A 12,468-nucleotide genomic window follows, 5' to 3' on the forward strand; every position below is an offset into this window, starting at 1 on the left:
GGCGCTGATTACGCCGCCACCAGCTCCGCATCGATCCGCCGCGACCGGTCGAAGGCGGTCATCGCGCTCATCCGGGCGATGTAGTCGGCCGTTGCCGGCGCCGGCTGCACGAGGCCAAAGGCGGTGGTCCAGGCCAGCGCATTGCCCCACAGCACATCGGCGGCGCTCATCGTCTCGCCGAGCAGGTACGGGCCCTGCGCCAGCTGGGCCTCGACCACCTGCAGCACGGTCTCGGCGTCGTTGTACGGCGACATCAGGCGCGGCGGCGGCTCGCGATGCATCGCCTTGTCGATCATCGCGGGCTCGAAACAGGCGCCATAGAAGGCCATCCAGCGCAGGTAGGGCCCGCGCAGGGCGTCGCCGATCGGCGGGGCCAGCCCGGCTTCCGGATACAGGTCGGCCAGGTACAGATAAATGGCCACCTGTTCGGTTACCAGTGCGCCGTTGTGGACGATGGCCGGCACCTTGCCCATCGGGTTGATGGCCAGGTAGGCCGGGGCCAGGTTGGCGCCGGCCTTCAGGTCCAGCACCTGCATGCGGTAGTCGGCACCCAGCGCTTCGAGCAGGGCCACGGCGCCGCTCGAGCGGGAACGGGCGGCGTGGTACAGGGTGATCCGGCGTGAATTCATGGCATTGCTCCTTGCGGTGGGTGGTGAACTGGAGGCCATCCTGGGGCACTATTGCGGACGACTTCTGTCCTCGATCCTTCATGCGCCATACCGCCCACCGACTGCTGCGCCTGATCGCCCTGTTGCAGGCCCGCCGCCAGTGGTCCGGGGCCGAGCTCGCCGAGCGCATGGGTGTGGACCGGCGCAGCATCCGCCGCGATATCGAGCGCCTGCGCGAGCTGGGCTACCCGGTGCAGGCCTCGGCCGGGGTCGGCGGCGGCTATCAGCTGGGGGCCGGGGCACCGGTACTGCCGATGCTGCTGGACGAGGAGGAGGCAACCACCCTGGCCATCGCCCTGCGCGCGGCCTCGGCCACCGTCGCCGGCATCGACGACACCGCGCGTGGCCTGCTGTCCAAGCTCGACCCGCTGGTGCCGACCCGTCGCCGCCAGCAGGCCGGCGAGGTGCATGCAGCGACGGCCACCCTGTCCGATCTTCCGTCCACCGACGCACGCCTGCTCGGACGGCTGGCCCAGTACTGCCGGCAGGCGTCACGGCTGGCCTTCGAATACCGCAGCGCGCAGGAGGCTGTTACCCAGCGCGAAGTCGAGGCACAGCACCTGGTCAATTACGGCCGGCGCTGGTACCTGTTGGCCTGGGATCTGGGCCGGCAGGACTGGCGCACCCTGCGTGTGGACCGGATGGGCGCGGTGCGCGAATGCACCGAGCCCGGCCTGCATCGCCGCACGCCGGCACCCCCGGACGTGATGGTGCGGCAGGCGGTCAGCCAGGCCCCGTTCGTGCTGCAGGCCATCGTCCGCCTGGCCGGCAGCCGCGCCGAGCTGGAAGGCCGCATTCCTCCCTGGTGCGGGGTGCTGGAGGCGGATGGTGCCGAGCACTGCCTGCTGCGAATGGGGGCCGAGAGCCGGGGCATGATGCTGGCGCAGATCCTCAGCCTGGACCGCGTGCCGGTGGCGCTGTGGACCACGCCGCCGGGCCTGCGCGACGAACTGGCCCAGCGCCTGGCCGGGCTGGGCCAGGTGCTGGCCGTGCCGCCGGTCACAGGCTGAGCCACATCGCTTGGCAAGCCCCGGCGAAGCTGGGACACTCGCCGCCATGAAGGGGATACTGGGGACAACGGCGATCATCATCGCTGCGCTGACCGCTGCGCCGGCCAGCGCTGGCACCCTGTACAAGTGCCAGGGCCCTGACGGCGTCACCAGTTATGTAAGCAAGCGGGTGGCAGGTGCGCGCTGCAGCACCATCAGCTACAGCCGCGACACCCGCCCTGCGCCGCGCCCGGTGGTGGCCGCATCCAGGCCGGCGCCGACCACGGTGGCCAGCATCGAACGCAACCCGGTTGCCGTTGCCGCCAGCGCCGCAGCGCCGGCAACGGTTGCGCCGGCACCTGCATCCGCGCCCGCAGCTGCTCCGGCACAGCCGGCCGCCTCGCGTGCCGGGCGCATGGTCAGCGGTCAGGTCTATTCCTTCATGAAGGACGGCGTGCGCCACTACACCAGTGCGCGCCCGACCCAGGTCGCCAACCTCGGCCCGGTGCGGACCATCCGCTACAGCTTCATGGAGCGCTGCTACGCGTGCGGGGTCAATCCACGCGTGGACTTCGGCAGCGTGCGCCTGAACACCTCGGCCTTCCAGGCCGAGATCACCTCGGCCGCGCGCGAGTTCGGCGTGGAAGAGGCGGTGGTGCGGGCCATCATCCATGCCGAGTCGGCCTACAACCCGACCGCGCTCAGCCGTGCCGGTGCGCAGGGCCTGATGCAGCTGATGCCGCCAACCGCCGCGCGCTTCGGGGTCAGTGACTCCTACGATGCCGGGCAGAACATCCGCGGCGGCGTGCAGTATCTTGCGTGGTTGCTGAAGCGCTTCAATGGCGACCTGACCCTTGCCGCAGCCGGCTACAACGCTGGCGAAGGCGCGGTCGACCGCCATGGCGGCGTACCGCCCTACAGCGAAACCCAGTACTACGTGCGCCGGGTCGGTCAGCTGGCCGAGCGTTACCGCACCGCATTGAGCAAGCAGTAGCGCCAGGCCATGCCTGGCGAGCGAAGCGGCAAGCAGCCGGTAGTGCTGGTCGCTGGCCGGCAACCCAAAAATCAATGTTGTTGCAATGCGTTGTGTGGCGCGCGACGGTTCCGCTACACTCAACCGTGATTCAATGCGGCTCTGGCCCCCACCGGATCCGCTGGCAGCCTTAAAGCTACCTAATCAATATCGGAGTGCCGGATGGCCAACGATGGGGTACACGATCCAGTCAACACCGGACGTCGGCGTTTTCTTTCTGCCACCACAGCCGTGGTGGGCGCCGTCGGCGTCGGATTCACCGCAGTTCCTTTCATCAAATCCTGGAACCCCAGTGCCCGCGCCAAGCTTGCCGGCGCACCGGTGGTGGCCGACATCAGCGCCCTGCAGGAAGGCCAACGCCTGATCGTGGAATGGCGTGGCCAGCCGATCTGGATCGTCAAGCGGTCCAAGGCGATCCTCGATGCGCTGCATGGGCTGGACGGCCGTCTCAAGGACCCCGAGTCCGGCGAGAAGGACCAGCAGCCGGAGTACGTGCTGAAGCAGAACCCCGAGCTGCGCTCGATCAAGCCGGATATTTCCGTGCTGGTCGGCCTGTGCACGCACCTGGGCTGCTCGCCGGAAATGGTGGCCGAGATCCGGCCTGAGCCCTACGACCCGCAGTGGAAGGGCGGCTACTTCTGCCCCTGCCACAAGTCGCGCTTCGACATGTCCGGCCGCGTCTTCAAGGACGTGCCGGCGCCGATCAACCTGAAGGTGCCCGCGCACCACTACCAGGACGACAACACCATCATCATCGGTGTCGATCCGCAGGGGGCTGCCTGATGGCCAATATCCTCAGCCGTACCGCCAGCGGCGTGGCCGACTGGGTCAATGCCCGCGCACCGGGCCTGATGCCGGTGTACCGCAAGCACGTCAGCGAGTACTACGCGCCGAAGAACTTCAACATCTGGTACTACTTCGGTTCGCTGGCGCTGCTGGTGCTGGTCAACCAGATCGTCACCGGCATCTTCCTGACGATGCACTACAAGACCAACGCCGCCGAGGCGTTCGGCTCCATTGAATACATCATGCGTGATGTGGAGTGGGGCTGGCTGATCCGCTACATGCACTCCACCGGGGCCTCGCTGTTCTTCATCGTGGTCTACCTGCACATGTTCCGCGGCCTGCTGTACGGCAGCTACCAGAAGCCGCGCGAACTGGTGTGGATCCTGGGCATGCTGATCTACCTGGTGCTGATGGCCGAAGCGTTCATGGGCTACGTGTTGCCGTGGGGCCAGATGTCGTTCTGGGGCGCCAAGGTGATCATCTCGCTGTTCGGCGCGATACCGGTGATCGGCAACGGCCTGACCGAGTGGATCATGGGCGACTACCTGCCCAGTGACGCCACGCTCAACCGCTTCTTCGCACTGCACGTCATCGCCCTGCCGCTGGTGCTGTTGCTGCTGGTGGTGCTGCACCTGGGCGCGCTGCACGAAGTGGGGTCGAACAACCCCGATGGCGTGGAGATCAAGAAGGGGCCGAAGGGCAACCGCTGGTCGCCGAACGCACCGGCCGACGGCATTCCGTTCCACCCGTACTACACGCTCAAGGATGGCGTCGGCGCCGGCTTCCTGCTGATCATCGCCGCCTTCATCATCTTCTTCGCGCCTGGTTTCGGCGGCCTGTTCCTGGAGCACGACAACTTCACCGAGGCCAACCGCCTGGTGACGCCCGAGCACATCAAGCCGGTCTGGTACTACACGCCCTACTACGCGATGTTGCGCGTGGTGCCGAACAAGCTGGGCGGCGTGCTGGTGATGTTCTCGGCCATTGCGATCCTGTTCCTGGTGCCGTGGCTGGACAAGGCCAGGGTGAAGTCGGTGCGCTACCGCGGCTGGATCTCGAAGGTGATGCTGGGCGTGCTGGCGGTGTGCTTCGTCTGGCTGGGCGTGATTGGTTCCGGCCCGGGCACCGACGTGCACGAGACCTACATCGGGCGGGTGCTGACCTTCCTGTACTTCGCGTTCTTCATCACCATGCCGCTATGGACACGGTTGGACAAGACCAAGCCGGTACCGGAGAGGGTGACCACCCATGACTGATCGCTGGATGGTCCGGCTGGCCCTGACGGCCGCCCTGATGCTGGGCAGTTTCCTGGCCTCCGCCGCCGAAGGCGGCACCAAGCTGCTGCAGGCTGGCAACGACCTGGGTGACCGCGCTTCGCTGCAGCGCGGCGCGCAGCTGTACATGAACTACTGCTCCGGCTGCCACGCGCTGAAGTACCTGCGCTATTCGCGGATGGCGCAGGACCTGGGCCTGACCGAAGAGGAGGTGATGAACAACCTCAACTTCACCGGCTCGGCGATCGGCGATCCGATCCCGGTGGCGATGCCCAAGGAGAATGCCGAGAAGTGGTTCGGCAAGATGCCGCCAGACCTCAGCCTGATCTCGCGCGTGCGGGGCAGTGACTGGGTCTACACCTATCTCAAGTCGTTCTACCTGGACAGCAGCCGGCCGCTGGGCTGGAACAACGCGCTGTTCGCCAACGCGTCCATGCCCAACCCGCTGTGGGAAATGCAGGGCCTGCAGCATGCCGTGCATGGCAAGCCCGAAGCGCCGGGCATGGACCCGCCGGTGACCGGCCTGAAGATTGAAACGCCGGGTTCGGTCGATGCCGGGCAGTACGACCAGGCCGTGCGGGACATCACCAACTTCCTCGAATATGCCGGCGAACCGGCCGCGCTCAAGCGCCAGCAGCTGGGCGTGTGGGTAATCCTGTTCCTGGCCCTGCTGACCTTCCTGCTGTATCTGTTGAAGAAGGAATACTGGAAGGACGTTCACTGAATCTGCCGCCGGCCATCGCACGGGCCTATTGGCTTTTGTGATGGTCGGTTGCACACTCGGGGAGGAGTCGATCGCTGGCACGGTGCCGGCGGCGCCGATGCGGCAGGCGGTCTCCTGTCGTGGGAGAGCCTTTGATGGCGGCGAGCGTACGCATGCGCAATACACTGACGCTGTTTTCCTCGAACGACGATGTACTGTGCCACCGTGTACGCCTGGTCCTGGCGGCCAAGGGTGTGACCTTCGACTTCGTTCCGGTCGATCCACAGAACCCGCCTGAAGACCTGATCGACCTCAATCCGTACCACTCGGTGCCGACCCTGGTCGAACGCGAACTGGTGCTTTACGCCGCGTCGGTGGTCAGCGAGTACCTGGACGAGCGCTACCCGCATCCGCCGCTGATGCCGGTCGACCCGCTGTCGCGTGCGCGCATCCGCCTGGCCATGCTGCGCATCGAGCACGACTGGGTGCCGCAGGTGCAGGCCATCCAGCTGGGCAACAAGACCCAGGCCGAGGCCGGCCGCAAGCGCCTGAAGGAGTTGCTGACCGCCTCGCTGCCGCTGTTCAAGGCCAGCAAGTTCTTCCTCAACCCGGAAATGAGCCTGGCCGACTGCGCGATGGCGCCGATCATCTGGCGCCTGCAGTCGCTGGACGTACCGCTGCCGAAGGACGGCAAGGCGATCGAAGACTACGGCAACCGCATCTTCCGCCATCCCGGTTTCGTCCGCAGCCTGACCGACCAGGAAAAGAAGCTGCGCGATCTGCCGGTCTGATCCGGGCATGCGTTACCCGTCTGCACGCCGACCGGCGTGCAGGCGATCCGCCCCGGCAGGGCGCCGGGCGCGTACACTTCACGCATGACCGAAGACTTCTTCCACATGACCAGCCACCGCCCGTACCTGCTGCGGGCGCTGGTGGAATGGATCAACGACAACCAGCTGACCCCGCACATCCTGGTCGACGCCGGCGTTCCCGGCGTGCAGGTCCCGCCTTCGGCGGTCAAGGATGGCCGGGTCGTGCTCAACATCGCCGAACGTGCCGTCGTGCGGCTGATGATCGACAACGAGATGGTGAGCTTCTCGGCGCGCTTCTCCGGCACCAGCTACCCGGTGCAGGTACCGATCAGCGCCGTGCTGGCCGTCTACGCCCGCGAGACCGGGCAGGGCATGGCATTGCCGGATGACATTCCGGGCAACGAAACCGCGCCGACCAGCGACGAGCTGCTGCACGAGGAAGGCACGCCGCCGGACGATACGCCGCCGGCCAGTCCGCCGCCGAAGGGGCGCCCGAACCTGCGCGTGGTCAAGTAATGTTTCCGACGCCGCCCCGATGGGCGGCGTTTTCCTTTGCAGGATTTATCGGCGGATGCCGGAATTGTGTGGGTGCCGACCGTTGGTCGGCACACCTTCAGGTCCTACACATCCTCGGCATCGTCCACATCTGCGCGGATCTGGCTGATCCGCGCCGCGCCCGGGCCAGTGAATGAGATCAGCTGATCGCCGCGCAGCACCATGCGGCCTACATGGCGATCGATGCCATCGTAGGAATACTCGAACTTGAAGGTGCGCTCGAAGCCGAGTCGGCCATCCTCGCCGCGCGACAGGCGCAGGCCGGTGGCGTGCACCGCCTGGTCCAACCATTGCACATCGGCGGCGCGGCAGGCATTGCGCCCCAGTTCGACCGCGCGCTCGGCGGCCGAACGTGCGGCATTCCAGAAGAAATAGATGATTCCGCCGGCAATCAGCAACAGCAGCAGGGTGGGCATGGCTTCAGCCGTCAGAGGTCGATCCCGCAAAGATGGCGGCGAACGCGCGCTGGATCAAGCGCCTCGCATCACCGCGTCGGTTGTGGACCAGCAGAGACTGGTTGAGGCGGTATGACGACCGGCTGCGGTGGCGCGGACTGCATTGGCGTCGCAGTTGGCGACGGCATCACCAGCGGTGATGTGGCGGTCAACTGCAGCAGCGCTGCCCAGTCCTGGCGGTTGAAGCTGCATTCGTCCTCGCGGCCGGGCGTGCAGCTGGGGTCGATGCCGGTACTGTTGCGTTCGCGTGCCGGGGGCAACTTGATCAGCCCGGTGCGGTCCAGCTGCAGCAACCGCATCGCCACGGTGTTCATGACGTTGCCACCGACCAGGTACAGGGTCTGGTCGCCCCCCAGGTTGGCAGCCACCACCACTTCGCAATGCGATTTCCAGTGGCCCACCGAACCGTTGCCCAGCGCCTGCACCAGCCCGCTGTAGCTGAGCGTGGTGCTGCGGTCGCGCAGGAAGCACAGCAGGTCGCCGGGCGCGGGCTTGGCGGTGGCCGGGTCGACCAGCCGGTAGGGCACGCCCGAAGGCCCACCCTGGTACGCGGCGCGGATGTAGTCGATATGGCGCGGCGAGGTGTTGAAGCCGGGAACGCCGGACTGCACCATCACCCAGGAAATGAACGCGGCCGACCACGGGTTGTCGACCAGGAAGGCGCGGCAATCGCTGTCGGTGTAGCGCGTGCCCAGCGGTGCCAGACAGCTGCTGGCGCCCGCGATGCTTCCCATGGCGTTGAGCGTGCCGCTGTTGCGCCAGTAGCCTGCCACGCGCTGCCAGGCGATCAGGCCGTTGTCGGCCAGGTGATCGCTTTCGGCCTCGGTGACACTGAGGCTGGCGGCGCGGCCATCGCGGTCGATGAAGGGCCGGTACCAGAGCCGGTGCTCGTTGCAGGCAGTGTTGCGGATGGCCACCGCCAGCGGACTCAGGCCGAAGCGCGGTGGCACATCGCAGGCTTCGGCGGCCATTGCGGACAAGGGGGCTGCCGCGAGCAGCAGACAGGCAGGCAAGAGCATCCGGCGCATGCGCGGCTCCTGTGGGGGATGCCGGCAGCGTCGCAGAGGCAGGCGTGGCCGAGCCGTGAAGGCGTCCCGGATCGTGTAGAGCCGAGCCCATGCCCGGCTTATCGCGCGAAGCGCGTGCAGGGCGCGCCGCAGATCGAGAAGCAGCCGAGCGTGGGCTCGGCGCTACAAGGTCCCGTAGGCCTCAACCCGGCGGCGGGCCCAGCTTCAACGACAGGTCAATCGCCTGCACGTGCTTGGTCAGGCCACCAATGGAGATGCAGTCCACGCCGTCCTCCGCGATCGAACGCAGGCCACCCAGGCCCACGCTGCCGGACACTTCCAGCGGAATGCGGCCCGCCGTGATGCGCACCGCCTCGCGGCGCAGGTCCGGGCTGAAGTCATCCAGCAGGATGCGTTCGCAACCGGTTTCCAGCGCCTGGCGCAGCTGCGCCAGATCCTCCACCTCGACCACCAGCGGCAGCGCGGGCCATTGCCGGCGCGCGGCAGCCACGGCTGCGGGCAGCGAACCGGCAGCACGGATGTGGTTTTCCTTCAGCATCACCGTGTCGTACAGACCGAAGCGGTGGTTCTCGCCGCCGCCACAGCGCACTGCGTACTTCTGCGCCAGGCGCAGGCCGGGCAGGGTCTTGCGGGTATCGAGAATGCGCGTGCCGGTGCCGGCCACCGCCGCCACGTAACGCGCGGTGGTCGTGGCGGTGCCGGACAGCGTCTGCAGGAAGTTCAGCGAGGTGCGCTCGGCGCTCACCAGGCTGCGGCTGCGCCCATGCAGCAGGGCCAGCACGGTGCCGGCAGTGACCGCGTCACCTTCGGAGACACGCCATTCAATGCGCACCTCCGGGTCGAGCGCGCGGTGGGTGGCGTCGAACCAGGGGCGACCGGCGATCACCCCGTCCTGCTTGCACAGCAGGTACGCGCTGTCAGCCTGGTCGGGCAACAGCGCAGCGGTGACGTCGCCGCTGCCCAGGTCCTCGGCCAGCGCACGCGCGACATCGGCGGCGACAACGGCCGCATCCGGCGTCGGCAGCGCGCTCATGCGGCCGGGAAGTCGGCGATCTGGGCGGTGGGGATGGCTTCCTCGGCCAGCAGCACCGGGATGCCGTCGTCAACGCGGAAGACCTGCTTGCGGTCGCGGGTGACCAGCGCTTCGCGCAGCGGCTGCGCCAGCGGGTTGCCATCGGCCTTGTTCACCGCGCCGGCGGAAATGGCCTTGTTGAGGGCTTCCAGGCCCTTGCCATCCAGCAGGGACAGGGGCTGGCGGGTGTCCGGCGACACCAGCAGGTCGAGCAGCTTGCGATCCATGGTTCTTCGTCTTGCGTGGAAGATGGCTAGAATACGTCTTTAAGGCAGGTGACGGCCAATGACCCCCAACCCGATCGCGCCGCTTGTCGGCATCGTCATGGGTTCCCGTTCCGACTGGGAAACCATGCAGCACGCCGCCCAGAAGCTTGAAGCCCTGGGTGTTCCGTTCGAAGTGAAGGTGGTGTCCGCGCATCGGACGCCGGATGTGTTGTTCAGCTACGCCGAGCAGGCGGGCCCGCGTGGCCTGCGCGCGATCATCGCCGGAGCCGGCGGGGCCGCGCACCTGCCGGGCATGATCGCCGCCAAGACCGCCGTGCCGGTGCTGGGCGTGCCGGTGCAGTCCAAGGCCCTCAACGGCATGGATTCGCTGCTGTCGATCGTGCAGATGCCGGCCGGCATTCCGGTCGCCACCTTCGCCATCGGCAATGCCGGCGCCTCCAACGCCGCGCTGTTCGCCGCAGCGATGCTGGCCAGCGACCAGCCGGCGATCGGCCAGGCGCTCGACGCCTTCCGTGCACGCCAGACCGAAGACGTGATGGCCCACGACGATCCGCGCCAATGAGCCTGACCGTCGGCATCCTGGGCGGCGGTCAGCTCGCCCGCATGATGGTCCTGGCCGGTGCGCCGCTGGGATTGCGCTTCGAACTGTACGACCCGGCAGCCGACGCCTGCAGCGGCCCGCTGGCGCCGCTCACCGTCGGTGCCTTCGATGACCGCCAGGCGTTGGCGGATTTCGCCGCCAAGGTGGACGTGGTCACCTTCGATTTCGAGAACGTGCCTGCCGACAGCGCGCAGTTCCTGGCCGACCGCGTGCCGGTCTACCCGCCGCCGGCTGCGCTGGCGGTGGCCCAGGACCGGTTGAGCGAGAAGACCCTGTTCCAGCAGTTGGGCATTCCGCTGCCCGCCTTTGCTGACATCCGCAGCCGTGACGAGTTGGCCGCGAAGGCCGCCGAGTTCGGCCTGCCGTGCATCCTCAAGACCCGCCGCCTCGGTTACGACGGCAAGGGCCAGTTCCGCCTGCGCAGCGAAGCCGACATCGACGCTGCATGGGACGCGCTTGGCGCACAGGTCGAGCGCACCGGGCTGATCCTGGAAGGCTTCGTTGCCTTCCAGCGCGAGGTCAGTGTGGTCGCTGTGCGTGGCCGCGATGGCAGCTTCGAGGCCTGGCCGGTCACCGGCAACTGGCATGTCGACGGCGTGCTGTCGGCCAGCGTGGCCCCGGCCGTGCTGTCCGATGCCGATCAGCAGGCCGCGATCGGCTATGCCCGCCGCGTCGCCGAGCACCTGCAGTATGTGGGCGTGTTCGCACTGGAGCTGTTCTGTCGTGACGGCGAACTGCTGGCCAACGAGATGGCACCGCGCGTGCACAACTCCGGCCACTGGACCATCGAAGGCAGCGAGACCTCGCAGTTCGAGAACCATCTGCGTGCGGTGCTGGGCCTGCCGCTGGGCAGCACCCGCATGCTCGGCCACGTCTGCATGCTGAACTGGTTGGGCGCGATGCCCGACCCGGCGCCGGTGCTGGCGCAGGCCAGTGGCCATTGGCACGACTACGGCAAGGAGCCGCGCGAAGGCCGCAAGGTCGGCCACGCCACGTTGCGCGACGATGATGCCGCTGCATTGGCCGATGCGCTGGACCAGATCGGCATGGAGCTGGATCGCCAGGCCCAGGTGGCACCGGCGGTACACGCGCTGCGCAATCGCTGAGCCCGGTAGTGCCGGCCGTTGGCCGGCAGTGCAACGCTGTGACGCGCCGGTGCAGGCATCGGCGCAACATTCCCGGTGGTAGCGTGGAGCTCCTTTCTCAGGAGTCACCCCCATGCTCGACTGGAACGCCTACCGCAAGGAACTGAAGGGTCGCATCGGCGAGATCGGCAAGCTCTCGCCGGACACGGTCAAGGGCTATGCCACGCTGGCCAACGCCGGTGCCCAGACCAACCACCTCGATGCCAAGACCCGCGAGCTGATCGCGCTGGCGGTGGCGGTGACCACCCGCTGCGACGGCTGCATCACCGTGCACGTGGATGCCGCGCTGAAGCACGGCGCCAGCCGCGAGGAGATCGCCGAGGCGCTCGGTGTGGCGGTGTCGCTGAACGCCGGTGCGGCGCTGGTGTACTCGGCGCGGGTGATGGACGCCGTGGCCGCGCACGAGAGCGCGTGATGCCTGATCTGTAGAGCCGAGCCCATGCTCGGCTGGCCGGACCGCAGCCGGGCATGGGCTGGGCTCTACAGGGGTCAGCGCAGCTGGCTTTCGGCAAATTCCCAGTTGACCATCTGCCAGAACGCGTCCAGATACCGCGCGCGATCGTTCTGGTAGTCGGTGTAGTAAGCGTGCTCCCAGACGTCGCAGCACAGCAGCGGGGTGCTTTCACCGGTCAATGGCGTGCCTGCATTGCGGGTGGCCTGCAGGCCCAGCTGCCCGCCCGGATGCTGCACCAGCCAGACCCAGCCGGAGCCGAACAGGCCCAGTGCGGTGCGGTTGAATTCCTCGCGCAGGCGCTGCACGTCGCCGAACTGGCGCTTGACCAGTTCGCCCAGTCGCCCCTGCGGCTCACCGCCGCCGCGCGGGCGCAGGCACTGCCAGTAGAAGGCATGGTTCCAGGCTTGGGCGGCGGCATCGAACAGCGTGCCCTGGGCGTGGCGGACGATCTCCTCCAGCGACGCTTCCTCCCACTCGGTGCCGAGAATGCCGGCGTTGACGGCATCCACATAGGCGCGATGGTGGCGGCCGTGATGCAGTTCCACGGTCTGTGCGGACAGGTGCGGCTGCAGGGAGCCGGGAAGATAGGGCAGGGCGGGCAATTCGACAGGCATGGACAGGTTCGTGGCCAGGGGGCGGCGGCAGCCGGTTCCATCCGCTTACAAT

General features: G+C 67.6%; 16 protein-coding genes. 10 read left to right on the forward strand and 6 right to left on the reverse strand.

The window, feature by feature from the left end:
• Window positions 1–8: 8 nt before the first annotated feature.
• Window positions 9–629: a glutathione S-transferase family protein gene (locus GOC52_RS07110; protein WP_010486127.1), complete on the reverse strand. Its 621-nt coding sequence runs from the start codon at window positions 627–629 to the stop codon at window positions 9–11.
• 80 nt (window positions 630–709) lie between these two features.
• Here GOC52_RS07110 and GOC52_RS07115 point away from each other — a divergent pair, with 80 nt between their 5' ends.
• From GOC52_RS07115 to GOC52_RS07145, 7 genes are all read left to right on the forward strand, one after another.
• The gene (locus GOC52_RS07115; protein ID WP_100448182.1) at window positions 710–1,678 is read left to right on the forward strand and encodes a helix-turn-helix transcriptional regulator; all 969 of its coding nucleotides are present in this window, start codon (window positions 710–712) and stop codon (window positions 1,676–1,678) included.
• Between the two features lie 46 nt (window positions 1,679–1,724).
• On the forward strand, window positions 1,725–2,651 hold the full coding sequence (locus GOC52_RS07120) for a lytic transglycosylase domain-containing protein (RefSeq protein ID WP_191851007.1): 927 nt from the start codon (window positions 1,725–1,727) through the stop codon (window positions 2,649–2,651).
• 201 nt (window positions 2,652–2,852) lie between these two features.
• Window positions 2,853–3,473 carry a ubiquinol-cytochrome c reductase iron-sulfur subunit gene (gene petA / locus GOC52_RS07125; RefSeq protein WP_010486121.1) on the forward strand — a complete coding sequence of 207 codons (621 nt, stop codon included), beginning with the start codon at window positions 2,853–2,855 and terminating at the stop codon, window positions 3,471–3,473.
• Window positions 3,473–4,732: a cytochrome b gene (locus GOC52_RS07130; RefSeq protein ID WP_006429450.1), complete on the forward strand. Its 1,260-nt coding sequence runs from the start codon at window positions 3,473–3,475 to the stop codon at window positions 4,730–4,732. The genes petA and GOC52_RS07130 overlap by 1 nt, the downstream gene beginning before the upstream one ends.
• Entirely contained in the window at window positions 4,725–5,474 is a 750-nt protein-coding gene (locus GOC52_RS07135; protein ID WP_010486117.1) for a cytochrome c1, read from the forward strand. The genes GOC52_RS07130 and GOC52_RS07135 overlap by 8 nt, the downstream gene beginning before the upstream one ends.
• 134 nt (window positions 5,475–5,608) lie before the next feature.
• Entirely contained in the window at window positions 5,609–6,244 is a 636-nt protein-coding gene (locus tag GOC52_RS07140) for a glutathione S-transferase N-terminal domain-containing protein (RefSeq protein WP_005408842.1), read from the forward strand.
• 84 nt (window positions 6,245–6,328) lie between these two features.
• Window positions 6,329–6,781, forward strand: a complete 453-nt coding sequence (locus GOC52_RS07145) for a ClpXP protease specificity-enhancing factor (RefSeq protein ID WP_005412806.1) — start codon at window positions 6,329–6,331, stop codon at window positions 6,779–6,781.
• 104 nt (window positions 6,782–6,885) lie between these two features.
• On the opposite strand, the gene GOC52_RS07150 is transcribed toward GOC52_RS07145, so the two are convergent.
• From GOC52_RS07150 to GOC52_RS07165, 4 genes are all read right to left on the reverse strand, one after another.
• Window positions 6,886–7,236, reverse strand: coding sequence for a DUF3301 domain-containing protein (locus tag GOC52_RS07150; RefSeq protein ID WP_005408844.1), 351 nt, complete (start codon window positions 7,234–7,236; stop codon window positions 6,886–6,888).
• A 68-nt stretch (window positions 7,237–7,304) separates the two neighbouring features.
• The gene (locus GOC52_RS07155) at window positions 7,305–8,303 is read right to left on the reverse strand and encodes a DUF2272 domain-containing protein (RefSeq protein WP_029380067.1); all 999 of its coding nucleotides are present in this window, start codon (window positions 8,301–8,303) and stop codon (window positions 7,305–7,307) included.
• Between the two features lie 181 nt (window positions 8,304–8,484).
• Window positions 8,485–9,336, reverse strand: coding sequence for a carboxylating nicotinate-nucleotide diphosphorylase (gene nadC / locus GOC52_RS07160; protein WP_010486110.1), 852 nt, complete (start codon window positions 9,334–9,336; stop codon window positions 8,485–8,487).
• Window positions 9,333–9,602: a Trm112 family protein gene (locus GOC52_RS07165; RefSeq protein WP_005408847.1), complete on the reverse strand. Its 270-nt coding sequence runs from the start codon at window positions 9,600–9,602 to the stop codon at window positions 9,333–9,335. Before GOC52_RS07165 ends, nadC begins: the two co-directional genes overlap by 4 nt.
• Window positions 9,603–9,660: 58 nt before the next feature.
• Between GOC52_RS07165 and purE the strand changes: the two genes are divergently transcribed.
• From purE to GOC52_RS07180, 3 genes are all read left to right on the forward strand, one after another.
• Window positions 9,661–10,164, forward strand: coding sequence for a 5-(carboxyamino)imidazole ribonucleotide mutase (gene purE / locus GOC52_RS07170; RefSeq protein ID WP_005412808.1), 504 nt, complete (start codon window positions 9,661–9,663; stop codon window positions 10,162–10,164).
• Entirely contained in the window at window positions 10,161–11,309 is a 1,149-nt protein-coding gene (locus tag GOC52_RS07175; RefSeq protein ID WP_191851010.1) for a 5-(carboxyamino)imidazole ribonucleotide synthase, read from the forward strand. The genes purE and GOC52_RS07175 overlap by 4 nt, the downstream gene beginning before the upstream one ends.
• A 112-nt stretch (window positions 11,310–11,421) precedes the next feature.
• Complete coding sequence (locus GOC52_RS07180; RefSeq protein WP_004152082.1) at window positions 11,422–11,763, forward strand: carboxymuconolactone decarboxylase family protein; 342 nt, start codon at window positions 11,422–11,424, stop codon at window positions 11,761–11,763.
• A 74-nt stretch (window positions 11,764–11,837) separates the two neighbouring features.
• On the opposite strand, the gene GOC52_RS07185 is transcribed toward GOC52_RS07180, so the two are convergent.
• Window positions 11,838–12,416, reverse strand: coding sequence for a superoxide dismutase (locus GOC52_RS07185; RefSeq protein ID WP_019337156.1), 579 nt, complete (start codon window positions 12,414–12,416; stop codon window positions 11,838–11,840).
• Window positions 12,417–12,468 lie beyond the last annotated feature (52 nt).

The sequence above is a fragment of the Stenotrophomonas sp. SXG-1 genome, from assembly GCF_014083965.1.
Classification (GTDB): Bacteria; Pseudomonadota; Gammaproteobacteria; order Xanthomonadales; family Xanthomonadaceae; genus Stenotrophomonas; species Stenotrophomonas geniculata.